At 55.6% G+C, this 25,755-nt stretch carries 26 protein-coding genes, 2 pseudogenes and 1 riboswitch; of the genes and pseudogenes, 7 read left to right on the top strand and 21 right to left on the bottom strand.

The features are described 5' to 3' along the window. Positions 1 to 13 precede the first annotated feature (13 nt). Positions 14 to 814 (top strand): creatininase family protein, encoded by an 801-nt coding sequence (locus NH398_RS04865; protein ID WP_253016952.1) that lies wholly within the window; start codon positions 14 to 16, stop codon positions 812 to 814. Here the strand turns inward: NH398_RS04865 and ribA are convergent. After that, the gene (gene ribA, locus NH398_RS04860; protein ID WP_159341432.1) at positions 811 to 1,914 is read right to left on the bottom strand and encodes a GTP cyclohydrolase II RibA; all 1,104 of its coding nucleotides are present in this window, start codon (positions 1,912 to 1,914) and stop codon (positions 811 to 813) included. The two genes, NH398_RS04865 and ribA, sit on opposite strands and share 4 nt — an antisense overlap. Positions 1,915 to 2,011: 97 nt before the next feature. Here ribA and NH398_RS04855 point away from each other — a divergent pair, with 97 nt between their 5' ends. Then, complete coding sequence (locus NH398_RS04855) at positions 2,012 to 2,836, top strand: RibD family protein (protein ID WP_366070196.1); 825 nt, start codon at positions 2,012 to 2,014, stop codon at positions 2,834 to 2,836. Between the two features lie 108 nt (positions 2,837 to 2,944). On the opposite strand, the pseudogene NH398_RS04850 reads toward NH398_RS04855, so the two are convergent. The 4 genes and pseudogenes from NH398_RS04850 to NH398_RS04835 form a co-directional block, all read right to left on the bottom strand. Then, positions 2,945 to 3,814, bottom strand: a pseudogene (locus NH398_RS04850) (lysylphosphatidylglycerol synthase transmembrane domain-containing protein); the annotation flags it as partial. 3 nt (positions 3,815 to 3,817) lie between these two features. Beyond that, positions 3,818 to 5,752 carry a glycosyltransferase gene (locus NH398_RS04845; RefSeq protein ID WP_253016950.1) on the bottom strand — a complete coding sequence of 645 codons (1,935 nt, stop codon included), beginning with the start codon at positions 5,750 to 5,752 and terminating at the stop codon, positions 3,818 to 3,820. Beyond that, a complete protein-coding gene (locus NH398_RS04840; protein WP_159341429.1) occupies positions 5,749 to 6,147 on the bottom strand; it encodes a 6-carboxytetrahydropterin synthase in 399 nt (132 codons plus the stop codon). The genes NH398_RS04845 and NH398_RS04840 overlap by 4 nt, the downstream gene beginning before the upstream one ends. 34 nt (positions 6,148 to 6,181) lie before the next feature. Next, positions 6,182 to 7,162: a zinc-binding alcohol dehydrogenase gene (locus tag NH398_RS04835; protein ID WP_253016948.1), complete on the bottom strand. Its 981-nt coding sequence runs from the start codon at positions 7,160 to 7,162 to the stop codon at positions 6,182 to 6,184. A 259-nt stretch (positions 7,163 to 7,421) separates the two neighbouring features. Here NH398_RS04835 and NH398_RS04830 point away from each other — a divergent pair, with 259 nt between their 5' ends. Further along, positions 7,422 to 8,141 (top strand): CDP-alcohol phosphatidyltransferase family protein, encoded by a 720-nt coding sequence (locus NH398_RS04830; RefSeq protein ID WP_159341427.1) that lies wholly within the window; start codon positions 7,422 to 7,424, stop codon positions 8,139 to 8,141. Positions 8,142 to 8,428: 287 nt separating this feature from the next. Next, positions 8,429 to 8,989, top strand: coding sequence for a manganese efflux pump MntP family protein (locus NH398_RS04825; protein WP_159341426.1), 561 nt, complete (start codon positions 8,429 to 8,431; stop codon positions 8,987 to 8,989). A 110-nt stretch (positions 8,990 to 9,099) separates the two neighbouring features. On the opposite strand, the gene bla is transcribed toward NH398_RS04825, so the two are convergent. The 6 genes from bla to NH398_RS04795 form a co-directional block, all read right to left on the bottom strand. Further along, entirely contained in the window at positions 9,100 to 9,981 is an 882-nt protein-coding gene (gene bla, locus NH398_RS04820) for a class A beta-lactamase (protein ID WP_253016946.1), read from the bottom strand. A gap of 57 nt (positions 9,982 to 10,038) precedes the next feature. Further along, entirely contained in the window at positions 10,039 to 10,428 is a 390-nt protein-coding gene (locus NH398_RS04815) for a GNAT family N-acetyltransferase (RefSeq protein ID WP_253016944.1), read from the bottom strand. A 62-nt stretch (positions 10,429 to 10,490) separates the two neighbouring features. Then, complete coding sequence (locus NH398_RS04810) at positions 10,491 to 10,919, bottom strand: GFA family protein (protein ID WP_253016942.1); 429 nt, start codon at positions 10,917 to 10,919, stop codon at positions 10,491 to 10,493. A gap of 43 nt (positions 10,920 to 10,962) precedes the next feature. Next, positions 10,963 to 11,433: a GNAT family N-acetyltransferase gene (locus tag NH398_RS04805; protein ID WP_253016940.1), complete on the bottom strand. Its 471-nt coding sequence runs from the start codon at positions 11,431 to 11,433 to the stop codon at positions 10,963 to 10,965. Positions 11,434 to 11,455: 22 nt separating this feature from the next. Beyond that, positions 11,456 to 11,983, bottom strand: a complete 528-nt coding sequence (locus NH398_RS04800) for a GNAT family N-acetyltransferase (protein ID WP_253016938.1) — start codon at positions 11,981 to 11,983, stop codon at positions 11,456 to 11,458. Positions 11,984 to 12,088: 105 nt separating this feature from the next. Beyond that, complete coding sequence (locus NH398_RS04795; RefSeq protein WP_253016936.1) at positions 12,089 to 12,553, bottom strand: OsmC family protein; 465 nt, start codon at positions 12,551 to 12,553, stop codon at positions 12,089 to 12,091. Between the two features lie 198 nt (positions 12,554 to 12,751). Here NH398_RS04795 and NH398_RS04790 point away from each other — a divergent pair, with 198 nt between their 5' ends. Continuing rightward, a complete protein-coding gene (locus NH398_RS04790; RefSeq protein ID WP_253016934.1) occupies positions 12,752 to 13,573 on the top strand; it encodes an aldo/keto reductase in 822 nt (273 codons plus the stop codon). 128 nt (positions 13,574 to 13,701) lie between these two features. Here NH398_RS04790 and NH398_RS04785 read toward each other — a convergent pair whose 3' ends face one another. The 8 genes and pseudogenes from NH398_RS04785 to NH398_RS04750 all read right to left on the bottom strand — a co-directional run bounded on the left by NH398_RS04785 (position 13,702) and on the right by NH398_RS04750 (position 20,911). Beyond that, the gene (locus tag NH398_RS04785) at positions 13,702 to 14,229 is read right to left on the bottom strand and encodes an AAA family ATPase (protein ID WP_253016932.1); all 528 of its coding nucleotides are present in this window, start codon (positions 14,227 to 14,229) and stop codon (positions 13,702 to 13,704) included. Positions 14,230 to 14,305: 76 nt separating this feature from the next. Further along, positions 14,306 to 15,199, bottom strand: coding sequence for a DMT family transporter (locus tag NH398_RS04780; RefSeq protein ID WP_253016930.1), 894 nt, complete (start codon positions 15,197 to 15,199; stop codon positions 14,306 to 14,308). Positions 15,200 to 15,287: 88 nt separating this feature from the next. Beyond that, entirely contained in the window at positions 15,288 to 16,019 is a 732-nt protein-coding gene (locus NH398_RS04775) for a helix-turn-helix domain-containing protein (RefSeq protein ID WP_253016928.1), read from the bottom strand. A 115-nt stretch (positions 16,020 to 16,134) separates the two neighbouring features. Further along, positions 16,135 to 16,313: pseudogene (locus tag NH398_RS04770) on the bottom strand (type II toxin-antitoxin system Phd/YefM family antitoxin); the annotation flags it as partial. A 75-nt stretch (positions 16,314 to 16,388) separates the two neighbouring features. Further along, positions 16,389 to 17,153, bottom strand: coding sequence for an HNH endonuclease (locus NH398_RS04765; RefSeq protein ID WP_253016926.1), 765 nt, complete (start codon positions 17,151 to 17,153; stop codon positions 16,389 to 16,391). 107 nt (positions 17,154 to 17,260) lie between these two features. After that, the gene (locus NH398_RS04760; protein WP_253016925.1) at positions 17,261 to 18,070 is read right to left on the bottom strand and encodes an EVE domain-containing protein; all 810 of its coding nucleotides are present in this window, start codon (positions 18,068 to 18,070) and stop codon (positions 17,261 to 17,263) included. A gap of 128 nt (positions 18,071 to 18,198) precedes the next feature. After that, the gene (locus tag NH398_RS04755) at positions 18,199 to 19,725 is read right to left on the bottom strand and encodes a potassium channel family protein (protein ID WP_253016923.1); all 1,527 of its coding nucleotides are present in this window, start codon (positions 19,723 to 19,725) and stop codon (positions 18,199 to 18,201) included. Between the two features lie 115 nt (positions 19,726 to 19,840). Further along, positions 19,841 to 20,911 carry a Shedu immune nuclease family protein gene (locus tag NH398_RS04750; protein WP_253016921.1) on the bottom strand — a complete coding sequence of 357 codons (1,071 nt, stop codon included), beginning with the start codon at positions 20,909 to 20,911 and terminating at the stop codon, positions 19,841 to 19,843. 556 nt (positions 20,912 to 21,467) lie between these two features. Next, a riboswitch (TPP riboswitch) is annotated at positions 21,468 to 21,622 on the top strand. A gap of 81 nt (positions 21,623 to 21,703) precedes the next feature. On the opposite strand from NH398_RS04750, the gene tenA reads away from it, so the two are divergent. Together tenA and thiC are read left to right on the top strand one after the other, a co-directional pair. Then, positions 21,704 to 22,372: a thiaminase II gene (gene tenA / locus NH398_RS04745; RefSeq protein ID WP_253016919.1), complete on the top strand. Its 669-nt coding sequence runs from the start codon at positions 21,704 to 21,706 to the stop codon at positions 22,370 to 22,372. 26 nt (positions 22,373 to 22,398) lie between these two features. Further along, on the top strand, positions 22,399 to 24,315 hold the full coding sequence (thiC, locus tag NH398_RS04740) for a phosphomethylpyrimidine synthase ThiC (protein ID WP_253016917.1): 1,917 nt from the start codon (positions 22,399 to 22,401) through the stop codon (positions 24,313 to 24,315). A 58-nt stretch (positions 24,316 to 24,373) separates the two neighbouring features. On the opposite strand, the gene NH398_RS04735 is transcribed toward thiC, so the two are convergent. Both NH398_RS04735 and NH398_RS04730 read right to left on the bottom strand, forming a co-directional pair. Beyond that, complete coding sequence (locus NH398_RS04735) at positions 24,374 to 24,559, bottom strand: CsbD family protein (protein WP_159341408.1); 186 nt, start codon at positions 24,557 to 24,559, stop codon at positions 24,374 to 24,376. Between the two features lie 104 nt (positions 24,560 to 24,663). Next, complete coding sequence (locus NH398_RS04730; protein WP_253016915.1) at positions 24,664 to 25,740, bottom strand: DUF2955 domain-containing protein; 1,077 nt, start codon at positions 25,738 to 25,740, stop codon at positions 24,664 to 24,666. Positions 25,741 to 25,755 lie beyond the last annotated feature (15 nt).

The following is a 25,755-nucleotide window of genomic DNA, read 5'->3' as shown; positions in this document are numbered from 1 at the left end:
AAACGGGATGTTCATGGTTTATCACTGGCAGCACCTGACCGCTCCTCAGCTTCACGCCCTATCGCCACGCGACCCGGTCGCGGTCATTACTCTGGGGGCCATCGAGCAACACGGCACCCATCTACCGCTGGGCACCGATCTCATCATCGGTGAAGGCTTGCTGGCGGCGATGCTGGAACGGTTGGACGCGCAGGATGCTCGCGTGGACGTCGTGTGCCTGCCCGCCATGGCCGTGGGCACCAGCGATGAGCATGCAAGCTTTCCGGGCACGTTGAGCCTACCCGCCCCGCTGGCCATTGCCACGCTTGAAGCCTACGGCGAAAGCATTGCTCGCGCTGGCATTCGCAAGCTCGTACTGATCAACAGCCACGGCGGCAATAAAGCCGTCATGGATTTAGCGGCCCTCACACTCCGGCGGCGCTGCCATATGCGCGTGGTCAAAGCGACCTACACCCGGCTACCGCCACTGGAAGGCGCGATGAACGCCGATGAGCTGCGTTACGGGCTGCACGGCGGGCTGCTCGAAACCGCCATGATGCAGCATCTGGCACCGCAGCTCGTCACTCTAGACGGCTATTCCCCCACCGCCCCTGCCACTCCTGCGACAGGCGCGCTGGTGAGCCCCGAAGGCAGCGCCGCCTTTGCCTGGTTAGGGGAGGATTTAAGCGAGCACGGCGTGGCCGGGGATGCCAGCCACGCCAACGCTGCACTGGGTAAACGCCTCATGGATCACTACGCCATGCAGCTTGCCCAAGTCGTTACGGAAACCGCACAGCTACCGCCGCTGGAAGTACCCGCGGCGGGCAGACGTTAACGACCGCGGCTTTCGAGCACTTCGTCCAAAAAGTGGCCCGCCCGGTTGGCTTTGGCACTCAGGTAACGGTGGTTGTGGTCCGTCACGCTGCCATACAATGCCTGGCGGGACACCACCTCGATACCGCCCTCTTTCAGAGCTGACATCTTCAGCGGGTTATTGGTGAGTAGCTGCACTTGCTCGATATTCAGTGCATTCAGCATGTCCACTGCCACGGCGTACTGGCGCTCGTCATCGCCAAACCCCAGCACCTGATCAGCATCTACGGTATCCAGGCCGCTATCCTGCAGGGTGTAAGCACGCAGCTTGTTCGCTAGACCAATGCCACGCCCCTCTTGGGCCAGATAGAGCAGCACGCCGCCCCCCATGGCCTGGATATCCGCCACGGCATTGCGAAGCTGCTCGCCACAGTCGCAGCGCAGGCTGCCAAACAGATCGCCGGTCAAACAAGCGGAGTGCATCCGCAGCGGCACCGGGCCTTCCAGCGCCTCGACCTGGCCAATCACGACCGCCACGTGCTCGCGCAGGCCATCCGGCTCACGGAACAGCACAAAGCGGCTGTTCGGGGCGTCTTCCAACGGAATACTCGCCTCGCTCACTCGCTTCAGCATGCCTGGTGCGCCCGCCAAGCACTTCTGCGCCTCGTCAGCCTTGACTTCTAACAGCCGCCCTTGAGCAATTTGCTCGGCAATATCGGCATGGGCGTCTTCGCTGACCACTGCGGTCAAAGCAGCGGGGATCAGCAGCGCACGGCGCATTAATGCCACGGCGCCCCGTTCGGCGGCCCCTGCGGGTTTCAGTCCGCTCAATAGCGCGCTGGGTTTGCTGCCGGAGTGGGCAACGGCCAACTGATGCAGCTCACGTTCGCTCACCTGCTCCGCCAGCGGTAGGCAAGCGGCTTCTGCAGTGAGCGATAATCCCATGGCTTCCAAGCGGTGGCGGGTGAGTACCAGCGCAGGACGCGCCCCGGATAAATGGGCCAGGGTATCCACCGAACGGCTGCCCTCTAGTGCTTGAACGAGAAGGCGCTGCTCACCGTTGCTGATCACGACCGGTAAACCACGACGAATATCGAAAATAGCGCGTTCAATTTGATACATGTAGGCCTCCAGGTTGCCTAATGATATGGGCAAAGGTTGCTTGCGTTGGGCAACATGGCCCCGCATGATCTGAGGTTATTTTCAGTGTGGAGGCGTCATGCCCGACTCCAGTAGTACATCCCATTCGATCGATATTGATACCGCGTGGCAGTGGCTGCTCGCTCAGCGCGAGAGAATTTCCAGCACGGCGGCGCTGACGGTCACCAGCGACGGTCGGTGGCACTCGCCACACACCGTGACGCCTCAGGCCGAGATGCTGTTGGACTGCCTGACGCCGCTGGCGTTGCGTCCCCACTGGGTAGTCGCCCAGTTGGGGCAGAGTCTGGATGGTCGAATTGCCACGGAAAGCGGGCACTCCCACTACATCAACGGTCATGACAGCATCGTCCATTTGCACCGCCTTCGCGCCCTGGCCGATGCGGTGCTGGTCGGTGCGGGTACCGCTGCCGCCGACAATCCCCAGCTCACCGTACGCCACGTCCACGGCTGCCATCCGACCCGGGTGGTACTTGATCCGCGCGGGCGCGTGCCAGGCGATTTGGCGCTGTTTCGCAGCAGTGACGTCGAGACCCTGCATATCACCGGGCCAGACGCGATGCCTGCACCGAGCCACGCGGAGCGCTGCGTGCTGCCATTGAACGCCCGCGGGCAGTTCGAGCCGTCGGCGGTCGTGGCACTGCTGGCGACACGCGGGCTTAAACGCGTGCTGGTAGAAGGCGGCGGTGTCACTATTTCTCAGTTCATCGAAGCGCAGTGTGTCGACCGTCTGCACCTGATGGTGGCCCCGCTGCTGATCGGCTCCGGCAGGCCCGGCCTGCAAATGACGCCCATCGAGACGCTGGAGAGCGCGCTGCGCCCCACGATGCGCTCGTTCCGGTGTGGCGATGACATGCTGTTCGACGTGGAGCTGGGTGCCGTCTAACCCACCGGTCGGGGCTGGGTTAAACGAGGTCGAGCCAGACGAAGGGGTTGCGTGAGCGCGTTTGGCAAACGCTACCCAAATGCCCGGCAGGCTGGAGAGCAGCACCAGCACGCCATACGCGAGCGAGATCGCCACCCCTTGAGCAGCGGGCAGACCGACCAGCACCCAAATACCCGCTGCGGCTCCTTCCCGCAGCCCCCAACCGGCAATCGAGAGAGGCACTAACATGGCCAGCAGCAGCACCGGTGCCAGCGCCAAGATGTCCAGAGCGGGCATCTCGCTGCCAATGGCACGAGCGGCGCAGACCATCACCAGTCCGTAGCTGATCACGATGGCCAGCGACGAGGCCAACTGCAGTGGCCATACCCGGCGCTCCAGCAGGCCGCGACGCACATCCCGCCCCAGCGCGACGCACCAGGACGGCAGCGTCGGCCCACGCTCGCGGCGACACCATATTCCCAGCGCGGCAACCACCAGTATCAAGGCGACCACCCACGCAGCCAGAACGAGCAGACCCGTACTGCCCAGAGCAGCGTGCCACAGCGACGAAGTGAGCAGTGCCACCAAGGTCAGCAGCGCCACCGCCATTTGCCCAGACGCCCGCTCGATCACCACCGCCCGCCAAGCGCTACCCTTGGACGTAGCTTGACGAGCATGACGGTGGGCACGTCCAGCATCGCCCAACACGCCGCCCGGCAGCAGCTGGTTGACCAGCAGCGCCAAGTAGTACTCGCGCAGGGCGTACCGAAAGCGCAGCGGCACATCTACCCGGCCGGCGGTGAACTGCCAGCGCCACGCGCTGAGTATCACCTGTAGTACGCTGACCGCCAGCGCCGCCAGCACCCACTCGGGCGCTAGGCGTGTCACCTCGGCTAGAACGGCAGCGGGCTCTACCCATAGCGCCACGGCCACCAACAGCGCCACGCTGACGATGCCGCGCTGCACCCAAGGCCGACGCAGAAAGTGCCCGGCAGGCATGGGCTAGCCCTGCTCCGCTGGCAGCGCCAGCAGATCACGATGGCCCACCCAAACGCCCACTTGCCCACGCTCAACGGCATCCAGGCGCGCGGTGCGCCACTCGGCGATCCGAGTAGCGGCGTCTGGCGCCTGCTCGGTGGCCGCTTCCGCCCAGCCATTGATCAGCGAGCTGACGAGCGGCTGCTGCTCATGGCTCCCCGCGGCGAGCTGCCAAGGCGTAGCGGCCTCTTCCACCGCGTACCCCTGCTCCGCCATGGCGTGATAGAGCGCTCGGTGAGCCTCGCCGCCTAACGCCTCGCCCAGCCCTTTATCCCGCTGCTGATGGGCGTTGAACAGCCCCAGCACAAAGCGGTCTTCCGGGTCGTCGATGGACTGCTGATCCGCATCGGTAAAGCACCACTCGCCGGTGACGCTCAAGCTCACTAGCAGCGCTTGACGATGCGCGGCACACTGCTGTGCCAGCGTGTCGATCCACTGCTGAGACACCAAGTCGATGAGCGCTGAAGCAGTGACGACATCCGCCACTTTCAGTGCCGAGTGATCGAGATTCGCAAGCGACGCGCAGTGGGTTTCCACGTTCAGCGGCTGGCCCGTCGCATCATGAAGCGGCAGGGCACGACGGCGCGCCTCCCGTAACAGGGCGTCGTCGTGGTCGAACAGCGCCCACCGCTGCGCAATGCTCAGCCGAGGCGCGAGAAACTGCATATTGCTGCCCCGTCCGCAGCCTAAATCTGCCAGCGATACCGGCGCTTCGCGCATGGATAGCCACGCATCGAGCCGGTTGACCAGCGCTTCACTGCGGGCGTGACTATCTACCGCTTCCCGCAGCGTGAGCCAGCTGGCCGCAAATTGGCTGCCCGACGAGAGGTCGGGCATACCTGTGCCATTCAACGCCTTGGCGAACTCAACGCCAGCGGCCTGCCAGTCGTTGAGAGCGCCTCGCGCCACCGCTACCCCGGCACGTAGTTCGGTACGTAGCGCCTCATGGGTGCAGAAGTTAGCAATCGCAGCGCTAAGTGCTTCCACATCGCCAGGAGCGACGCTGATGCCTGCGCCTTCCGGTAGGGTATCGCGCAGGGCGCCGCCAGTCGTGGTAATCACCGGCAGCCCGTGGGCCAACGCCTCGGTGACCACCATGCCGTAACCTTCGTACCAAGAAGGCAGCACCAGCGCATGGGCACGTTGGTACGCGGCCTCCAAGGTGTCGGCATCGCACTCACCGTGGAGAGTGACGCGCTCCGCAAGCCGATGTTCGTCAATGAGCTGCTGCACGCTAGCGCTAAATGCTGTATCGCGGTCCCCTCCGTAGCAGTCACACTGCCACTGGTCGCTATTCACGCGCGCCAGCGCCTTGACCAGCACATCCTGTCCCTTGCGCGGCGTGAGCGTGGCCACGCACAGCAGGCGGATGGGTTCACCCGGCGCAGGTGCGGGGCTGATCGGCGCGTGAGCAACGCCCGGCTCGACCACCGTAATGGGCGCAGTAATGGGCAGCGAGTAATCGCTGGCCAGTTCACTCAAACGGCGGGCGGTGAAGCGGCTAGTGACGATGACCCGCGCCACCTCCGCCAGACCCGTCAGCTCGCTGCGATGAAGAGATTGCTGCTCGTCACTTGAGAGCCCTTGTTCATCGCCCAGCGGGTGATGCAGCAGCGACGTGATATCCAGCCGATCCGCATGGCGGGCCACCACATCGGGCAGTGCGCCCATGGCCAAGCCATCGATAATGACGCGCTCGCCATCGGCTAGGGTTTCCAGCGCGCTATCAAGCGCACGTTTTGCCGTTGCATCGGCCTGCGGAAAGCGCCCGTCCAGGCCGACCACGTCCACCTGAAGGCCCTGTTCGCGCAGTGCGGCAACGATCTGCGCATCGTAGATATAACCACCGGTACGCTGGTCCGGATCACCTGCTACTAGTAAGGTAAAGCGCTGGCTCATAGTGCCCCTTCGTAGCTGGCCCAGGCCACATGAGATTCATGTAGCTTGATGTCCATTTGCGTCAGGCCTTTGGCGGTCTCGCCCATACGGCCCGCTTTGATGGCAGCGGCGAGCTGGTCAAAAATCACTTTCGCCATGAACTCCGTCGTGGTGTTCTGGCCGTTAAACTCACTGACCTCATCGAGGTTGCGATAGTTGTAATTGGCCAGCACTTCTTTGACGGTCTCACTGGCGAGGCCAATGTCGATCACCAAGCCATCTTGATCCAGCTCTGGGCGCTGAAATACGACATCGACCACATAGGTAGCGCCGTGGGTGCGCTGGGCCGGGCCAAAGATCTCGCCTTTGAAGCTGTGGGCAATCATGAAGTGATCGCGGACGCATAAACGGTACATGGCAACTCCAGTCGGAAACTAACGGTTAAGGGGTTTAGGGGTAGCGAATTCGGTGGCAAAGCGCCGTGCTCTGTGGACTAAACAGCGCCGGGGCTCGTTCAGGAAAATCGATAAAATCGCACTCGCTGCTGATCAACGCCTCCAGGGCGGGGTCCGCCAACAGACGTAGCGCCACGCTCAAGCGGCGGCGATAGTTCCAGCGCGGTTGCAGCTTGGCAGGCAGCTGACCCACTTGGCTCGCGCGCAAAGTCAGCCGCTGGGAATGGAAAGCCCCGCCGAGGGGCAGTGCCACCTCCCCTTGGCCAAACCAGCTCATCTCGATAACACGCCCTTCATTGCCGACCCGTTCCATGGCCAGACGCAGACCATCCGGGTGGCCGCTGGCGTGAATCACGCAGTCTTGATCGTTGGGTGCTTGTTCAGGCAGGGAAAACGGTACGCCGAGGGCGCGGGCAAGAGATTCACGCTCGGGATTGATATCGACCAGCGTGACCTCGACCCCCGCAATGCGCGCACACAAATACGCCACCAGCGCCCCCACCACGCCTGCGCCCATCACGCAGACGCGCTCACCCAACATGGGGTTGGCATCCCACACGCCGTTGAGGGCGGTTTCCATGTTGGCAGTGAGCACGGCGCGCTGGGCAGGTACGTCATCAGGGACCGGCACCACACTGTCGGCAGGCACTACGTAGTGATTCTGATGGGGATAAAGACAAAACACGGTTTTATCGAGAAGTGAATCAGGGCCGTGAGTCACACGACCCACGCTGCAGTAACCGTACTTTACCGGGGTGGGGAATTCTCCGGCCTGGAAAGGAGCGCGCATCCGCTGAGTTTCGCTTTCCGGCACGCGGGCATGAAACACCAGAGATTCCGTGCCGCGGCTCACGCCGCTATACAGGGCACGAACACGCACTTCTGATGTATCTATTGTGGGCAGCTCTTCCTGCTGCAGTTCGCCGTGACCTGGGTGCGTTACCCAAAAGGCCACCGCCGTATCAGGCGCCGACATGACATTTCCTTATCGTTGAAGCGCTGTTTCCATCCGTTGATCTTAACGTTACTAAGATATGGCGACTTTTCAATGGCTCACCTATAGCTTAGCGTAGAAAAGCAATCGGTCTATTAACGCTTGCCAACCTTCAACATTGTTTAAGTGGGGAACTTTTTGGGATGCTAACCACCATACACCCTATACAATAATGGTACATAGATAAATTATTGCATCACTAATTTCAACTGCGGACGACCGCGCCGCTTCGTGAGCCACCATGCCGCCTGTTTCTAACTCCTCCTCCTACCCACTGCCCAAGCGGCTGTTCAGCAGTCTCGAGCTGCTAATAGGCGCGCTGTTTCTCGTGGGTATGGGCATGCTGCTCGCGCCGCTCATGGCAAGCGCCGCCAACTGGTGGGCAGCCGGTATCTTCTATACGCTCATCAGCGGTTTGATCTTGGTGTTTTGGCCCCATGGCCCGCTAGGTTGGGCCAACCGGGTGACACTAGGACGCGCGGTGCTGGTCGCTCTGGTTGCGGGCGCGCTGGTGAGTGACGCTTTCATCGATGCCATTTGGCTATGGCTGGGTGTCTCGGTCATCGCTCTACTACTGGACGGCGTGGATGGTTGGATTGCCCGCCGCACCCGAAGCCACTCGCCTTTTGGCGCGCGCTTCGATATGGAACTGGATGCCCTGCTGATCATGCTGCTCTGTGTTGGCTTGATCATGGAAGAGGGGCTGGGGCTGTGGGTGCTGCTGATTGGCGGCATGCGCTACTTATTCGTGGCCGCTAGCCTTCTCTTCCCTTGGCTGGATGCACCGCTTAATGAGAGCTACCGCCGCAAAGCCGTGTGCGTCTGGCAGGTCGTGGCGATGCTGTTGGCGTTAACGCCACTGACTTCGCCTTTGTTAGCAGGGCTGCTTGCGTTTAGCGCGTTAGTCACGCTGGTTTACTCTTTCGGCGTGGATGTTAAGTGGCTGTATCAACATCGCTAATTCTAATCGGCGTTAAATAATGCGTCTTTAAAAAGCCGCCTGACGTTTTCAACCAGGCGGCTTTTCATTTAACCACTATGCAACTAAACGTCAAAACACCAACAAAATCAGCTAGTAGACACATTGTTAGCCAAAGCTATGTTTGTTCGCTATTACAAACTTTATTTTTCGCAAACCGCCTTGTTACCAGCCAAAAACCTGATAGGATTCAGCGCTATTCAATATTTTCCTTTTACACTCAAGTAAGCATTTTAAAGATCGCGTTTTATCTAAAGAGCCTATCTACCATGACGCCTGTTGCGCTACTGTTTCTTGCGGTTTCCATGTCGGCGGATGCATTCGCAGCCTCCATCAGTAAAGGCGCCGAACTCAGCAAGCCCCGCTTCCGACATGCCCTGGGTATTGGCTTGGTGTTTGGCATCATCGAAGCGATGACACCGGTGCTGGGCTGGGTGGCTGGCAAGGCGTCTCAACAGTACGTCGAAGCCTGGGACCACTGGGTGGCGTTCACCCTACTTTTCATCATTGGCCTGCACATGATGCATGAAGGGCTGAAAAAAGAAGAAAAGGTAGCACACCGCAAACAAACGCTATGGCTGCTGATACTGACGGCTACTGCCACCAGCTTAGACGCCATGGCGGTAGGCGCTAGCCTAGCGTTCATCGACGTGAACATCATTACCACCAGCCTCGCCATTGGCCTTGCCACCACCGTCATGGCATCCATGGGAACGCTGCTAGGCCACAAACTGGGCAAATACGTTGGCCACTGGGCAGAACTTGTAGGTGGCGTTGTATTGATTGGGATTGGAGTAATGGTGGTGGTGGAGCATACGGGAATTTTATAGGCTTACCGTCATTCGCTAAATTCAATAACGCCAGAACGGTTAGCGATTTAGCAACTCTACTTAAGCGCTTTTATAAAAAAACGGGTGGCCAATTGCCCCCCCGTTTTTTATTAATGAGCTGCCAACGATTCTTGAACCACTTCACCTAAAGAAGCAATAGCCGCATTGCGCTCTTCAAACGATGCCTCGGTTTCGGTGATATAAAACACCACGACCGTAGGTGCCTGCTCCGGCGGCCAAATAATCGCGGTAATGGAGCGTGAGCCGTAACCGCCTGCGCCGGTTCTGTCCGCAATTATCCAATCAAACGGCATGGCGGCACGGAACAGGCCATCCGCCACCGCATTGCCCTTCATCCACGCTTCCAACTGCTGGCGAGACTCATCTGATAACACATCCCCAAGCACTAGCTTTTCCAGCGTGGCTAGCATGGCGTTGGGCGTGGTGGTGTCGCGCTCATCCCCTGGCGTGGCCTCGTTTAGCTCGGTCTCATAGCGGTCTAGGCGGGTAACGGGGTCATCCATACTCCGCACGAACGCCGTGATGGCTTCCGGCCCACCTAGCGCTTGCAGCACCAGATTAGCAGCGGTGTTGTCGCTGGTGGTCATGGTGGCATCGCACAATTCAAACAGCGTCATCGGCTTGTGGCCCGCGTACTGCTCGGTGACCGGCGAGTAAGTCACCAACTCCGATGCTTCAAAACTGACCTCGGTTTCCAGCGCCAGCTGCCCCTCATCCACCTGCTCCAGCAGTGCGCCGCAGGCCAGGGTTTTAAAAGTGCTAGACATGGCAAAGCGCTCATCCGCATTCACTCCCCAGCGCTGGCCTGTGGCTATGTTGTGGGCAGCAAAGCCAATGCGCGCATCCAGGGTTTGCTCAATGCGCTCAAGCTCAGCGTTAATACGATCCTCCTGCGCCATAACAGTGGCAGAAGCTAAAAGTAAGCAAGCCGACAGCGCAGCACGCATCCAGCGTGGTTGACGGTGATTCATTGTGTGCATTCCTAAGCAGTGTGGAAAATATTGGAGATGAGTGTAGCGCTATTCTGGCTAAGGGCTAAAACGCATGAGCAGCTCCGGCTCTCCCGTGTGCTCATCTAACTGCTCGCCCATTGGCACAAAACCCCGCGCTTCATAGAAACGGATACTAGGAGCGTTCTGGGCATAAACAGTTAACTGCAGCCACTCCCTGCGGCGCTTGGCATCTTCCAGCAGCGCACTGCCCAAGCCGTTGCCCTGCTGGTTGGGTTGCACAAAAATGGCGGCCAGCGTGTTTTCGTAAAGGCTGTAAAAGCCCACTACATGCCCCGACGCTTCAGCCACGTAAGTCTCTGAAGCGGGAAGATACACATCTCGCATCGCGCCCTGCTTCGATTCCCAAAAGCGGGGCGCGATAAAATCATGCGCTTGAACCGACGCCGACAGCCAGATAGAGAGCACGGCCTCCCTCTCGTCGGCCTAAAAGGGGCGTATGCGATAGTCGGTTGTAATTGCGTTCATGCTCACACCTGCTGAAGTGCGCTGTGCAGCGCCTGTAGGCTCTCTGGAGAGGCATCAAAGCGCTGGCAGTGGCCCGACTCCTGCTCCCAGGCGGCAGCTGAGTCCATATGAAGATGCACCGCTACCCTGGCAGTGATCTCACCTTCTAATAACCCGGCAGGCACCCACATCCAATCGCTACCGCGCAGTTGGTTGGGTACCGGGCTGCCGCATGTCGCGCAGAAATCGCTTCGGTAGCCGCTTTCACGCTGATAAGAACGGATATTCCCCTGCCCCGAAAGCCACTGGAACTGCTCGCTCTGCACAAAGGTGGCCGCATTAGCAGCGGCACCGGTTGCCTTACGGCATAACGAACAGTGGCATTGGTACAGATGAGGCAGCTCGCCTGCAATCTTAAACGCCACTTCCCCACACAGGCACTCGCCTTTCATTTCCTTCTCCTTAAGGAATTTTTGATACACCACCGCTTTCGCGCTACTCCACGCTGGCGTTATACAAGATCACCTCATCCCCTGCGCCATAGCCACTAATCACCGCCGCGCGGGAGACGCCCAGCGTGGATTGATACAGTTTCTCTGCGAAGTTGCCTTCCGAGGTGGTCACCATTACCGCCCCCACGCCACAGCCCTGGCGGCGCACGTGGGCTTTGAACGGCGCTAGCGACTCTACAATAAGCTGTTTACCCAGCCCCTTACCCGCCGCATCTGGGTGAATGCCGATTTGTTCCAGCTCGATAATGCTCTTTTCCCGAAAACCGTTCTTCACGCACCAAAGGATATAACCGCGTACTTGGCCTTCCACTTCGACCACGTAGTAAACGCCCCTTGGGTAAGCGTTAAACGACGCCTCTATCCACTCTGCGTGGTTTTTCTCGCGGGGGAAACAGGCCTGATACACCTGGGCGATGGCGGCAATATCGGTTCTTTCTGCAGCTCTTACGGTCACTTTAAAATCCTTTTTCCGAGACTTACCTCATGACTTTCTCAAAGCCAAAAAACTCAAGCTTATGCGCCTTACTACCCCGCTCTTCATCATCGGGTAAGGGGTAATAACGGTTATAAAAAGAGACAATCTTAAAACCGCACTTATTGACATAAAAGTGGATGTTTCGCTTTTCAAAGTAAGGCGTGTGGGTCATCCATACCCGTGTTTGCGGGTATGCCTGTTCGATGGCTTGCCAAGAACGATAGCCCACGCCACGCCCGTGGGTGCTGGGTAAGAGATAAAACAGATCCAGCGCGTTGTGTTGGGTGGCTTCGTCAATGGTCACAATCGCGCCGCCCACTTTCACGCCGTCTAGCAATATGTGATGCACCACGGCATCTGGCGCGGTAAGAGAGTTGTCGATATCGGCGTCGGAAGGAAGCAAGCTCGCTTCCACTGCGCCAAACGTCTCTTCCACTGCCACGCTAAACGAGGCTTTTAACTCTTGCTTGAACGCTTCAAATGCCGATGCGTCTGCCAACGCCAGCGTGACGTTAGAGATATCTTCCATGGCTGCGCCTATATGCTCAATGAGCGTGATTAACCAACCGTTTAGGCTAACCGCTGCCATGACGTTTTGCTATACCACGCTCAAGAAGCCGACGACTTAACGACTTTAATTCTGAATCTCGGTCACCACATCGGTCTTAACCGAGTTAGCGATAAAGCACTTTTCATGGGCAGCATGATGAATCTGCTCAAGCGCCTCCATTGAGGGCGGATCTCCTGCAAACACCGCCTTTGGCCGCAGCGTGACTTGGGTCATGGCGATCTTCCCATCGCGGCCCTTCTCCATCACACCCACTGCGTTATCCAGGTAGCTTTCCACGACAAAACCCTGCTGCCCGGCGATGGCGAGGAAGAACAGCATATGGCAACTGGACAGCGAGGCCACAAACGCCTCTTCCGGGTCGACGTTGGCCTCGACCGAATAAGGCAACGGCACCACATGAGGCGATGACGACGCAGGCACGCGAACGCCGCCATCAAACACCCACTCGTGCCCACGGCTATAGCGCTGATCTAGAAAGGCTTCATCGGCCCCACGGGCCCACTGAATAGAAGCGGTGTATTCGGCCATTTGGGTTCCTCTGGTTCATTGAAAGCTGCCACTAGGGTCAGCATGGGTAGCTTCTGACATGATCTCAGAATTGTGCTCATTGATCTTCTCTCGTTCACCACCTTCAAAGCGGATCGTCTACGATGGGAGCATGAACGCCGATGGCCTTGGGCAGTCAGAACCACATCACAGCAGGAAATGACACTAGGAGAGTGAGATATGCAGACGATTGAGCTAGGCGGCGTCAGCGTACCCCGTATCGGCCAGGGCACCTGGCACATGGGCGAGGATGCCGGGCAGCAGAAGGCTGAAATCAGGGCGCTGCGTGAAGGCCTAGACCTGGGTATGACGCTGATGGATACCGCCGAGATGTATGCCGAGGGCGGCGCTGAAGAAATCGTGGGCGAAGCCATTCGCGGACGGCGCGATGAGGTGTATCTCGTCAGCAAGGTTTACCCGCACAACGCCAGCACCCAGGGTGTTCAAGCCGCCTGTGAGCGCAGCCTGCGCCGATTGGGCACCGATACGATTGATCTATATCTGCTGCACTGGCGCGGCCAGTACCCGCTGAGCGAAACCGTGGAAGCGTTTGAGCGGCTGCGCGAACAGGGCAAGATCCTGCGCTGGGGCGTGTCAAACTTCGACGTTGACGACCTAGAAGAACTAAACGCGCCCGCGTGCGCCACCAATCAGGTGCTCTACAACCCCGAAGCACGGGGCATTGAGTACGACCTGCTGCCCTGGCAAGCACAACGCCACATGCCGCTCATGGCCTACTGCCCGATCGGGCAAGGCGGCGCGCTACTTCGTGACGCTACTCTGCAACGCATCGCCGACAAACACAGCGCCACCCCCGCGCAAGTCGCCCTTGCCTGGGCACTGCGACACCCCGGCGTGATCGCGATTCCTAAAGCCGTAAATCTGGACCACCTCAAACAGAACGCTGATGCAGATAAAATCAGGCTAGATGACGAGGACCTGGCACAGATGGATGCCGCCTATCCGCCGCCAACGCGTAAGCAGAGCTTGCAGATGGTGTGAGGAGAAACCACTAACGGCCTAAAACATCAGACCCCAACGGCCCAATGCAGGAGCGCGGTACTTGCCAACGCGCTGGTTGGGGTTCTGAGAGCGCATCAAGCCTTTGCTTTGCCAAGCCATTAACCCAGTCAAGTTAAACGCTGCAAGATAAACGACACGCGTTCTTCTAAAGTGGCACGCGGAACGTCCAACGTTTCGTAACCCCATTGCGCATACCACTGCTTCATCCCCTCGAATACTTCTATAGCCTCTTCAAACGTTTGGTCACGCTCTGAATCGGTAGCGTAAATCTCTTCCCATGGCGGCAGAAGAAAGACAACGGGGTTATAAGGGAATGCTTCGACATGGTGGGCGATGTCAGCCCGCGAACGCGCACCCGCGGCATCCAGCATGTACAGCGCATCCAGTACCCCACGATCAAAAAACGTGGCCTGATCGCAGGCAGCGACACGCCGGTACTTTTCAATATCCGCATTCAAGATTTGCTGAGCAAAATCGACAGGGTCTGGCCGGGGCGATAACCCCGCCGCCAACCGATCTTTGATAATGCGGCGGGCAGACTCTGGCAAAGTGCAATAGCCGCGCGCCGCTAAGGTATCAAGAAGAGATGTTTTGCCACCACCGGGGCCGCCGGTGAGTACGAATTTCTGGTTCATCACGCTTATACCCACGACAACAAAAACCGCAGCACAGCGACACCGCCAAGTAGCGGAAACTCGACCGCTGCACAGCCTACAATTTATTCCGCTGCGATACCTTTCGAGGCCGCACCCAACCGGCCACCAAAGAGCCCAGCACGATGAGCACGCTGGCGCTCACGACGGCGATAGTCGCCTCGCCGTAGCCTGCCAGAATCAGCAGCACCACGGAGATCAGCGGCGCGCTATACGCCAGGGTGCCCAGTAGCTGAATATTCCCGTGCTTGACGCCATAATCCCAGGTAAAGAAGGCAATTCCCACGGGGCCAAGCCCTAACCCCACGACACCCACCCATTGCCGCCAGCCGCTCGGCCAGACCGTCTCTTCCCACAGCACATGGCAGCCGAATGCCAGCAACGCCGTTACCCCGCAGAACCAGCCCACGGCATCGGTAGGCACGGAACGCACCCACCGGCTGAGCACGGAGTAAGACGACCAGATCAACGCACACGCCAAGGCGACCAAATAGCCAGGCAAGTACTCCCACGCAAACCCACCGGCCTGGCGGCTGATCAACAGCCAGCAGCCCAGCAGAGCCAGCAACGCCCCCACGATAGACTGAGCCCGCAATCGCTCGCCCGGCAACAGCGCCGACAGTAGCACGATCAGCAGCGGCCAGAGGTAAGCCAACAAGCTGACATCTACCGCTGGCGCCAACGTCATCGCCTTGAAATAGGCAAAGTGATAACCGAACAACCCGCCAATCCCGATACACCAAGCTATCAACGGCTGCCGGGTATAACGAATGCCCGTATGCCCAGCGAGCCCCCATCGACCCATCATCAGCAAAAACGCAATGCCAAAGGTCATGGCCATAAGCTGAAACTCAGGAATGTCGCCGCCAGATAACTTGGTCAGCAACGCCAGCGTGCCCCAAAGCAGCACAGAAATAGACCCAATCCAGGTAGCCGCGTTTACGTTTGGCATATGGCTCTCTCCCCTTACATTCTCTCATTCGCTGTGTCGGAAGAGCGTAATGGAAGGGGCTAATGGGGGCTTTCGCGTTCTAGCGGCTTTATGTCGGAAAACGGCGAAAGTGGCTGGGCGGTTTGCCAAAGTGACGACGGAAGCGCTCGCTGAAGGCCGACAATGACGTATAGCCCACCGATTCCGCCACCCGCTGGATACTGAGGTCTGACTGCTCCAACAGCCGCCATGCCTCGTTCATACGTCGCTCTAGAAGGTATTGATGAGGCGTCGCGCCGACCTGCTGGCGAAAAAGATCGTTCAACTGGCGAATGCTCAGATGCGCGGCGCTGGCCACCTCCGCCATGGAAACCGGCCGATGAACGTGGTTTTGCAGAAACTGTTGCGCGGCGTGCACCCGGCGGTCCAACTGGCATCGGCTGCCGTGGCGCTCGTGCAGCAGTTGGATCAGCAATAGCAGCATATGATGCTGAGTCGCGTGCGCTACCGCCCCACCCAAAGCTTGGGCATGCAGAAAGTGAACGTAATGGCGCAACGACGCATCCAGCTCCACGAAATGCGGCAGTCTATCCAGAGAGGGCGCCAGCCGCTCGGGTACATCGACCACCAAAAACCGATTGGCCGAAGTGGCCGCAAAGCCATGGCTGCTGCCTGACGATATGATCGCCGCACGATGTTGCGACACCTCCCCCGCCCTGGCATCGATAGTGAGAAACAGCGTACCGGTTAGGGGAAGCACCAACTGATGATGATCGTGGGCATGACGCGTCACTTCATCATCGTAGGTGCGTATGTGCAGGGCGGTATCAGGCTGTCTCATGGCCTTACTCAAGAGTGGTGGGCACTTTGGGCGGTACCTTACCATCGGTTCTTATCATCTTCCGCTACCAGCGCCAACCATGCCTGGGGGTTTGATTCGGGACCGCTGGTGGCCAAATACCGAGTACGGAGAGCAGGTAAAGTGTTTCCTGAAGGGCAGCCCCATCTTCCTCGGAAACCAGGGCGGCCTTGTGGCTCTTCCCTATGATGACGATGGATTGGTGAGATTCGGCACAGTCTCGTCGATCAACCGATATAAGTTGCTGCGCGCCTCAATGGCTATGATTCCAGTCATGACGCACCTCTTGCGTGTTCAAATTTTCACCGAGTGTACGCGAATGCCAAGACGAACGCCCCGCATAACGCTCTGTTATGTGCCTGTTTTATCGTACTTTTCTTGGACGATTCTCATTGCTGACTCAGCAGCAACGCTGTAACTTTCAAACTCTTGCTTGTAAAAATAGAAAAACGCGACCCCAAACTCGGCTAACTCAATAAATATAAAGTTATTTGTAGAGTGGAAAAAGTGAAAATCTTTGTTTGTAGTGTGGATAACACAGAGAGAATTAAGTCTTTTTACTTTTGATTTCACGCTTAACACTTGCAGTGCAGAACGAAGATTCGAGAAAACTTTTGAGGGGCTTGTATCCATAGGACCTTGAAACATTGCTATTGGCATTTTGCCAATAAAAGGTATGTATTCCGCGCCTTTTACCTTGTTTAGACTTCTTCTAAGGTCAAGAACTTGGAATTTGTATTCTAGAATTTCTAACCACAAAACGATTAACTCTAAGGTCTCTTGAGAGAATTCTTGCTTGCTCACATCATTTTTTTCAAATTCATGCTTCAAATGCCTTTCCAAGTAGCCAAGCAGATTCGAATTGCAATCTTTGCATGCCGGTAGCGTCGTCTTGTTGTACGTTTGATAAGCGCCGTTAGTCGTTGTATTGAATGTTCGTTTTGTACAACGATTATAGACCCACTGAGGAATCACATGCTCTCTAGTCAATTGCTCTGGAGAACCGCAAATTATGCATATGCCTGCGGAGTGATTTGCAATTATTGTATCGATTACTTTCTTCTTATTTGCCCTGATTTTCTTTCTAAGCTGAATCAATTTCAACTGAACACTCATTTCACAAATGACTCCTAACTCACTCAGGCACATAACGCCGCCAACACGCGCAGCTTTGTAGTGAAGGCGAAGCCGCAACGAAAAAGCTGTCGCCGTGCTTGGCCTTGTTATCTTCTGCTTGCATACAGTTTGGCAAGCTCCTCATAATTTTCGATCACATGTGAATTTGCATGAACTGCCCTGTGACAGTTGGCGCACAAAACCGCCAGATCGTTCAGTGTAGTTCGCACCGGTGTCGCAGCAGCTGCAAGCGGGTTCCTGTGATGAACCTCGTATGCGCGTTCAGCGAACGGCTTTGGATGATGGGCGGACGCCGAAAACCCACATATCTCGCAAAATAAGCTTCCATGTTCTTTTCGAAACGCAGACAGCTTGTCGCGGCGTAGCCGCGATGAACGCTCACGAGCATAGTGAGCGCGGAGCTGTTGTTTCCCCTCAACAACACCGGCGGCTGGGAAGATATCTATGGGTGCCCCCCACAGATGTATCAGCGCCGCCATCTCATCGTCTGACAAGTGAAAGACTGTACCACTTGGAACCGTAATGATAGTTGAAGAGGCTAATGTAACGTCATCCTTTGCGATAGACCTCGCGACCATGCCCTCGTCAGTTGAAAGGCGAACCTCGCTGAGCTGAATACCGGTCTTGAACTCAGTGGGGCTCAATTCGTCCGCGACCCACAGATCATCACCAAGCGCTTCCGGGTGCTTCACTTCCTGAGCTTGCGTTGGCTCCTCGACTACCCGACCAACCGCTACAGCGCCAGCATCGCTGCCTGCGCGCCAAATAAATACAGGGTCACCAACCGAAATTTCTTTGATGTAACGGTTCGTACGCCAGTAGATCAGTTGCGAGTAGCGCGAAAGGTAATCGTCAATATCAAAACGATTCGGATTCCCTTGAAATATCCACGCCATGAGCTACATGCTCCAAAGAAGATAACGCCCGCTTAAGCGGACGGAAATAGTTGGCTAAAATTGTGAGGAACGAACAATAGCCAATTGTTGACGTTCCGTTTAAAGCGCTTGTTAGCCGTAGTAGCTAGCTAGTACCTATTTTTATTAGAAAAACCAGCGATTAACAAACCTATGGTCAAGGCACCTAGTAAAGCTTCAGAACCAGCCAAAATTTTCAAAACTTCCGTATTAGGTGTTATGTCACCATACCCAAGAGTACTAAATGTAACTACTGAATAGTAAAAACTATCAAAAAGGCTCAAATCATAATCATTTCCACCTTCATCAACCCAGCCTACTGCATTATAAACACCAGCATATGAAGATATAACAAAGGCTGCGAAGAGTATTATTCTTAAAGGCCTCTCACCGTACCCCCAAACCAAATTATCCACCATTGAAACAAGCCATTTAAATCGGTACTTAATCAAAGAGAATAATGAGTTAGGTGTTATATATTTTTTGATTTTTGACACTAGGGCTTTCTTTATTAAAGAAGGGATTCCTGATATTTCACACCTCCCCTTAATGTAGGAGTCCAATACTTTAGTAAGCCTGCCGTCAAAAATAATTCCCTTAAATCTCTCGCGGTCTATGCTGTAAGGATGAAAGTAAGACTTTCTTTCAAATGCTCTTTCTTTATAGTAACACTCAGATGCTTCTTTCGTTAGACCATTGACCTGATAGGCTGCTCTGAACATCCTGTAAGTAATAGCTATTTCTGAAGGTTCAACATTTTTGTCTGGTTGAAAAGTGACTTCTCTCATCTCTGTGTATTTAATGAATGGTTTAACTCTCGATTCTTTAAAGCCCATCCTGTAAACATTTGAGCTTTCAAAATGCAATTCGTTTATATTGGTTTTTTCAAAATAAAAGTCTTGAAGCTTCGAATCTTTTACTAACAACTTATCAAGCCAGCATTCATGAAAAGTATAAAAGTGTACTGATGCACTCACGAATGTCAGCTCTCTGAAGGAGGAATAACTTATAGTTTTCCATGAAGAACCATATCCATGCATATCACCTTTTATTGTTAGAAAGTCTAAGTCACAGAAATCAAGGTTTTTGCCTCCTATTGAAGCACGGCTACCTAGGCAGACCTGCCCCAACTTCAAAAGTGTATAATCTCTAAAAAGATGGGCTTGAGTTACACATCCTGAAACATTGATCCCAGAGCATGATCCGCGAATAAACTTATCTGAAGTTTGCTTATTAACCTGATCCCATATAAAAAAACGCTTTCTTCCGAGCTTTCTTTTCGCCCATTTGAAATAAGGTTCAATTTCACCAAGTATTTCAATATCACTTTGCCTTTTTTGCCACCATTGCTTAGCTTCATTCTCTGTGCCCTCGTAACATTCAATTAAGGTCTTTTGAGAATAATCAGTTCTTCGAATAACAACTTTATTCTTTCCTTTAAAGATGTCTCCTGTCGGTACAATTCTCAGTACAACATCCGTATCAAAAGGTAAGCTTTCCAGCCAATCACTAAAGCCAGGAAGAAGCTTCAATAAGTAGTTGAATAGTCTTGGCAAGTCATTATTTGCTCGCCATTCATTAAACTCATGTGGCTGCATAGACCATAACTGTTCAGTGTTTTTGTTAAAATCTGACATACTCACCATACTATAAATTATTTTCTAAAACGGCTAACGCTTGGGCTCAGCGGCCGATTTGGAGGCGCATCGCGCCGGAAAAGCGGTCCGCTGCAGCCCCTTGTTAGGCTTTTTCTCAGCGCTTCAACCTTCGAAGCCAAGTGTCCCATGATTCAATACGAACTGGTGGAGTAGAGGTCGTTTCATAATCATGCCTCTTTTTACTCTCTTCTAAATCATTTACAGTTCTACCACCAATTACAACAGTGCGAATATTTACATCCTTTTCAGGATCAACTCCTTTGCAAGAGTTCGGTCCAACAAACGCGTTGTGAATCAAATCACCCGATAGGACTTTAAGCCTTCTTTCATGGGCGTCTTTACGAAATGGTTCATAATTCCGATAAACCACTCCAAGCCTTTTTTGGATCTGTTCAGCAGCGTCACTAACTTTGTGATTAAACGAGGCATAATGGTTCGAGTTAACTAGGTTAAATTCTGCACCTTTTACTTCAACTAAGGTAATATCCATACGCGACCTGCCTGAAAAGATCACAAAATCCACAGCACCATCAGCTAACGGGTATTCCGAAAAACATATGTACTCTCCATCGCCAACATAAGCTTCGGCCATGAGGGAAAGATCTTTTTTAATCAGCCTTTGGATTTCTTGCTCATTAGCGCGAGATTCTATTAGTTCTGAAATGGAATCCTTTGCAATCATTGACTCCATAATTTCAAATTTACGAGCAATTACGGCCGGACTTTCAATGTGCACAGATCCCCTGAAAGGATCCCTCTGGTATCTAATCTGGTCAGCCTGCTCGTAGACCGACCTGTTCTCTACACTTCTTTCAGAAAGCTCTTTTTCATCACCGGCAATCAGCTCAACTACCTTTTCTCTTTTTATAGACTTCCACTGGGTAGTTGGGATCAGCGTTACCACATCAAATGTATCGAACTCAGCTAGGTCTCTTTCGTAATGCTCAATAAAAGTAGCACTTTGAGTCACCAACCCTTTTCTAATAACCGAGTCTATTATTTTTTCTACGGCATTCGTGACTGATTGCCCATCATTGAGATCACCCAAATCAGTCAAAAGCACGACAACGCCTTCGCTTCCCACATAGGTTCGCACCCGGCAAATCCCACCACAGGAATGCATTTTACTATTTCCAAAATCATGAACCACATCTGAAACTTTCAAACCAATAACACTCCTTACTTATTAGACCTAACAGTGATTATACGCCCTGCCATCAAACCTCAATGAACGTGACATCACAATGACTGAGGTTTCATAGCCACCAAATTGAATCTACCTCATCGATTCTACAGCGTACAAAGAGAATTTTGGCGATGTAGCCAAAATTCGCGGGCTTGCGCGTTTTGCTCGTCTCAATAATACTGTTTTTATGAACAGCATTATTGAGGCATTCTCCTACGAAACTGATGGAACGCGTCAAGGTGGCCCTGTGGGCCAAACGTCATAGCTTCCGTACTGAGAAAACCTATTGCTAATGGATTCGCTTTTACATTAGGTTCAATAAATTACGACACCCTGCCCACTGACAGATCATGAAGTGCGGCAATTTTTAGGGTATCTGGCAAACGACAAATACGTGGAGGCGGTTACATAGAAGCAGGCGCTTAGTATCGTCGTGTTTCGGGCTCTTATCGATTTCGCAGTAGCCCATTACCAACCATTTAGAAAATAAACCCCTCTTGCATCTCCCCCACCCGCCTCCTACACTCCACCCACGAACAGCTTGACGGGGTGCCGGTGATATCCGGCTGAGATGGCGCAGGGTGAGCTTTTGGCTACCGAGCGCTGGTCCCGCTGAACCTGATCCGGCTAATGCGCTGCTTTATGAATAGCGGCGCGGGTACCGGCGTAGGGATCAAGCGATGGCCGCGGCGCACCTTTACGCCACCCTTCCGTGCCACTCCCTCGATCTTTCTCGCCTGCCCTCCGGATCATTACCACCGGAGGCATACAATGGGCTACCGCTTTACCGATCTCACCACCGCTTGCCAGGACGATTGGCGCGCTTATATCGAGCACGATTTCGTGCTCCAGCTGGGCACCGCTAAGCTGCCAGAGGCGTCGTTTCACCACTACCTGAAGCAGGATTACCTGTTCTTGATCCACTTCGCCCGCGCCTACGCGTTGGCCGCCTACAAAAGCCCCACCCTCGCCGATCTTCGCCAAGCCCACGAAGGCTTGAAAGCCATTGTGGATGTGGAGCTGAGCCTGCACGTGGGCTTTTGCCAGGAATGGGGCATTAGCGAGCAGGAGCTTGCCGAACTCCCAGAAGCCCGCGCCACGCTGGCCTATACCCGCTATGTGCTGGATACCGGCAACCGCGGCGACCTGCTGGATTTGCACGTGGCACTGGCTCCGTGCCTGGTGGGCTACGGTGAAATCGCCAACTGGCTGAACGCGCAACCTTCCACGCTGCGCGGCGCGCAGAACCCGTTCGATGCCTGGATCGCCATGTACGAAGGCGAGGAGTTCCAAGCTGCTATGCAAGCGGAGCTTGCGTGGCTCGATGCCCGCTTGGCTGATGTCACCCCCGCCCGCTTTCGTGAGCTGAGCAAGATCTTCCGCGATGCCACCCGCCTGGAAATCGACTTCTGGCAGATGGGCTTAGACCTCTCTGAATAATGACCAACAACGACAAGGACACCGTCATGACCAAGACCGTCAAAAGTAAAACCGCGCACTTTTTAGCCGAAACCGCCCAGGTAGATGCCGCCGCCGTGGCCCCGCTGCCCGGCTCGCGCAAGGTGTATGTGGAAGGCTCGCGGCCAGATATTCGCGTGCCGTTTAGGGAAATCACCCTCTCTCCCACCAAAACCAGTGGCGTGGATGAACAGAACCCGCCGCTGCTGGTGTACGACACCTCCGGCCCCTACACCGACCCCAGCGCCAACATCGATTTGCGCCAAGGCCTGCCGGAACTGCGCCGCGCCTGGATCGAAGAGCGCAACGACACCGAGTTTCTGGATGGCCCCACCAGCCAGTACGGCCAGCGCCGCGCCAACGACCCCACGCTGGCACAGCTGCGCTTTGATCTAACCCGCACCCCGCGCCGGGCAAAAGCGGGCAAGAACGTGACCCAGCTGCACTACGCCCGCCAGGGCATCATCACGCCGGAAATGGAGTTCATCGCTCTACGAGAAAACCAGCGCCGCCAAGCGTTGGGGACCGCAGAGGTGGAGCGCATTCTGGGCCATCAGCATGCGGGCCAGAGCTTTGGTGCCAGCCTGCCCAAGGAGATCACCCCGGAGTTCGTGCGCGATGAGGTGGCTCGTGGGCGGGCAATCATTCCCAACAACATCAACCATCCGGAAAGCGAGCCGATGATCATTGGCCGCAACTTCCTGGTGAAGATCAACGGCAACCTGGGTAACTCGGCGGTCACGTCTTCCATTGAGGAGGAAGTGGACAAGATGACCTGGGGCATCCGCTGGGGCGCGGATACCATCATGGATCTCTCCACTGGCCAGAACATTCACGAAACCCGCGAGTGGATCATCCGCAACTCGCCGGTGCCGATTGGTACGGTGCCCATCTATCAGGCGCTGGAGAAGGTCAACGGCATTGCCGAAAACCTCACCTGGGAGATCTTCCGCGATACGCTAATTGAGCAGGCGGAACAGGGGGTGGATTACTTCACCATTCATGCGGGGGTGCTGCTGCGCTACGTGCCGCTTACCGCCAACCGCGTCACCGGCATTGTCAGCCGTGGCGGCTCCATCATGGCGAAGTGGTGCTTGTATCATCATCAGGAGAGTTTCCTGTATACCCACTTCGAGGAGATCTGCGAGATCTGCAAGCAGTACGATGTGGCGTTCTCGCTGGGCGACGGCTTGCGCCCCGGCTCGATTGCCGATGCCAACGATGAAGCGCAAATGGCGGAGCTGAAAACCCTAGGCGAGCTGACCCACATTGCCTGGAAACACGATGTGCAGGTGATGATCGAAGGCCCCGGCCATGTGCCCATGCACCTGGTGAAAGAGAACATGGACAAGCAGCTGGAGTACTGCGATGAAGCGCCCTTCTATACCCTTGGCCCGCTGGTAACGGATATCGCCCCCGGCTACGACCACATTACCTCCGGTATTGGGGCGGCGATGATTGGCTGGTTTGGCTGCGCGATGCTCTGCTACGTCACGCCGAAAGAGCACCTGGGCCTGCCCAATAAAGACGACGTGAAAACCGGCATCATCACCTACAAGATTGCCGCCCACGCGGCGGATTTGGCCAAGGGCCACCCGGCGTCGCAGCGGCGCGATAATGCGCTCTCTAAGGCGCGCTTCGAGTTCCGCTGGGAAGACCAGTTCAACCTGGGCCTAGACCCAGACACCGCGCGGGAGTACCACGATGAAACCCTGCCGAAGGATTCCGCCAAGGTGGCGCACTTCTGCTCCATGTGCGGGCCAAAGTTCTGCTCCATGAAGATCAGCCAGGAAGTGCGCGATACCTACCGCGACCGTACGCCGGAAAACGCCGCTGAAGGCGATGCCGAAGCGGTGAAACGCGGAATGCAGGAGCAGGCGGAGAAGTTCCGCCGGGAAGGGAGTGCGCTGTACCAGGAGGTGTAGCCCTTAAACACAACAACCGGAGCCAATGGCTCCGGTTGTTTGTTCTGCGCAACAAGCATTACTTTTTCTTCTTGGCGCCCTCTTTGGCATCGCCCTTGCCTTTTTGCAGTTCGCCTTTGGCTTGCTGGGCTTTACCTTTGGCTTCGGTTTTGCTGCTACCGGTGGCCTTGCCTGCTGCTTCTTTTACTTTACCGGCGGCTTTGTTGGCCGCACCTTTCGCTTTATCTTCTTTGCCACTTGCCATGACGAACACCTCTAATCCGTTAGTAGGGAAATAGTCGCACGCCAAGTATGTAGCTACGTTAGCGCCGACTCCCTTTCAGAGTAGCTCTTTGTTAAAAAGTTGCCTCAACTTCTTTCGGGCAAGCGCGTGGGCTCCCAGCGGTTCAGAAGATAATGCAAGCAGATCATTACCGACAGCGTGCCGATCAGCGCCACGCTCATGGAAGAGAAGCGGTAAAGCGCGCTGTAGACTAGGTCTTGCTGCGGCCCTAACGACTGGCCGAAGAGAATCCCCATTGTGGTCAGCCCACCAAACCCAATGCCTGAACCGCCACCTTCTAAGATATGCTCCCTTGCAAACAGCATTAACCCCAGCCAATAGAGCAGAATCACCAGTAGAAAGTGGTGGCTTTGGGTGTAGAGCGCCAGCTGCATCACCAGTGCGAGATTACAGCCCAGCAGCGTGCCTACCGCACGTTTTGCTGCTGATACCTGAGCGCCGAAATAACCCAGCGTGAACAGAATCAAGATGGTGGCCATTTGCGCTGAGAGCGAATCGCGCAGGTCAAACACCTGAAACACCACAAATGAAAGCGTGGCGGTGATGCCGCCAATCAGCGTTTCATGGCGGATTTGTGCCACCGTTTTAGTGCCTCTTGGCGGCGGCTGGCGTGGCTCCACATCGGGAAACAGGGTGTACATCAGCATGGCGATAAACACCGCCAGCACGCTGGCCATGAGATTACTGGCCAGCAGATCACTTAAATCCACCCCCGGATAGCTGGCAAAGTGCAGCAGAATACTTAACGTCAGCACCCCGTTGGCACCAAACAGAAACAGCGGGCCTTTGGCCATCAAGTTAAAGCGCAGCAGAAACAGGCCCAGCACCACCAGCGTCATCACCACGGGCATATGTTTTAACAGCCCGACGACCAGGCTTACCTCCAGCACGTTGAGGCTCACGTTGGAGAGAAACTGGCGAATGATCGAGCCATTTAACACCGGCACCAAGCCCAACAAAAACATCGGGAAGACGGTAAAGAAGACGCCGTAATTCCATCCCATCAGTTGGCTGATGATAAACCCCAGCGTGCCACCACCCGCGACTCGTAGGCACTGGCGCAGCCCGTTCTGGCTAAGCGCCGAGGGATTGGGAGCCGAACGAGTGGCGGGTGTCGCCGCGTGTGGCTTTGAAGTAGCCAACGATCTCGCCAAGCG

Origin of the sequence: Halomonas sp. CnH100-B (assembly GCF_024124605.1) — a bacterium.
Taxonomy (GTDB): Bacteria; Pseudomonadota; Gammaproteobacteria; order Pseudomonadales; family Halomonadaceae; genus Vreelandella.
This window is presented reverse-complemented; position numbering and strand designations above follow the sequence as displayed.

What these genes read in the sequence shown, in the direction of transcription:
- NH398_RS04755 (WP_253016923.1), bottom strand. Translation starts at nt 19,725, where the DNA reads ATGTCAGATTTTAACAAAAACACTGAACAGTTATGGTCTATGCAGCCA.
- NH398_RS04780 (WP_253016930.1), bottom strand. Translation starts at nt 15,199, where the DNA reads ATGCCAAACGTAAACGCGGCTACCTGGATTGGGTCTATTTCTGTGCTG.
- tenA (WP_253016919.1), top strand. Translation starts at nt 21,704, where the DNA reads ATGGGCTACCGCTTTACCGATCTCACCACCGCTTGCCAGGACGATTGG.
- NH398_RS04765 (WP_253016926.1), bottom strand. Translation starts at nt 17,153, where the DNA reads ATGAGTGTTCAGTTGAAATTGATTCAGCTTAGAAAGAAAATCAGGGCA.
- NH398_RS04845 (WP_253016950.1), bottom strand. Translation starts at nt 5,752, where the DNA reads ATGAGCCAGCGCTTTACCTTACTAGTAGCAGGTGATCCGGACCAGCGT.
- NH398_RS04735 (WP_159341408.1), bottom strand. Translation starts at nt 24,559, where the DNA reads ATGGCAAGTGGCAAAGAAGATAAAGCGAAAGGTGCGGCCAACAAAGCC.
- NH398_RS04790 (WP_253016934.1), top strand. Translation starts at nt 12,752, where the DNA reads ATGCAGACGATTGAGCTAGGCGGCGTCAGCGTACCCCGTATCGGCCAG.
- NH398_RS04855 (WP_366070196.1), top strand. Translation starts at nt 2,012, where the DNA reads ATGCCCGACTCCAGTAGTACATCCCATTCGATCGATATTGATACCGCG.
- NH398_RS04775 (WP_253016928.1), bottom strand. Translation starts at nt 16,019, where the DNA reads ATGAGACAGCCTGATACCGCCCTGCACATACGCACCTACGATGATGAA.
- NH398_RS04760 (WP_253016925.1), bottom strand. Translation starts at nt 18,070, where the DNA reads ATGGCGTGGATATTTCAAGGGAATCCGAATCGTTTTGATATTGACGAT.
- NH398_RS04800 (WP_253016938.1), bottom strand. Translation starts at nt 11,983, where the DNA reads ATGGAAGATATCTCTAACGTCACGCTGGCGTTGGCAGACGCATCGGCA.
- NH398_RS04840 (WP_159341429.1), bottom strand. Translation starts at nt 6,147, where the DNA reads ATGTACCGTTTATGCGTCCGCGATCACTTCATGATTGCCCACAGCTTC.
- bla (WP_253016946.1), bottom strand. Translation starts at nt 9,981, where the DNA reads ATGAATCACCGTCAACCACGCTGGATGCGTGCTGCGCTGTCGGCTTGC.
- NH398_RS04825 (WP_159341426.1), top strand. Translation starts at nt 8,429, where the DNA reads ATGACGCCTGTTGCGCTACTGTTTCTTGCGGTTTCCATGTCGGCGGAT.
- NH398_RS04830 (WP_159341427.1), top strand. Translation starts at nt 7,422, where the DNA reads ATGCCGCCTGTTTCTAACTCCTCCTCCTACCCACTGCCCAAGCGGCTG.
- thiC (WP_253016917.1), top strand. Translation starts at nt 22,399, where the DNA reads ATGACCAAGACCGTCAAAAGTAAAACCGCGCACTTTTTAGCCGAAACC.
- ribA (WP_159341432.1), bottom strand. Translation starts at nt 1,914, where the DNA reads ATGTATCAAATTGAACGCGCTATTTTCGATATTCGTCGTGGTTTACCG.
- NH398_RS04865 (WP_253016952.1), top strand. Translation starts at nt 14, where the DNA reads ATGGTTTATCACTGGCAGCACCTGACCGCTCCTCAGCTTCACGCCCTA.
- NH398_RS04810 (WP_253016942.1), bottom strand. Translation starts at nt 10,919, where the DNA reads ATGAAAGGCGAGTGCCTGTGTGGGGAAGTGGCGTTTAAGATTGCAGGC.
- NH398_RS04795 (WP_253016936.1), bottom strand. Translation starts at nt 12,553, where the DNA reads ATGGCCGAATACACCGCTTCTATTCAGTGGGCCCGTGGGGCCGATGAA.
- NH398_RS04835 (WP_253016948.1), bottom strand. Translation starts at nt 7,162, where the DNA reads ATGTCGGCGCCTGATACGGCGGTGGCCTTTTGGGTAACGCACCCAGGT.
- NH398_RS04785 (WP_253016932.1), bottom strand. Translation starts at nt 14,229, where the DNA reads ATGAACCAGAAATTCGTACTCACCGGCGGCCCCGGTGGTGGCAAAACA.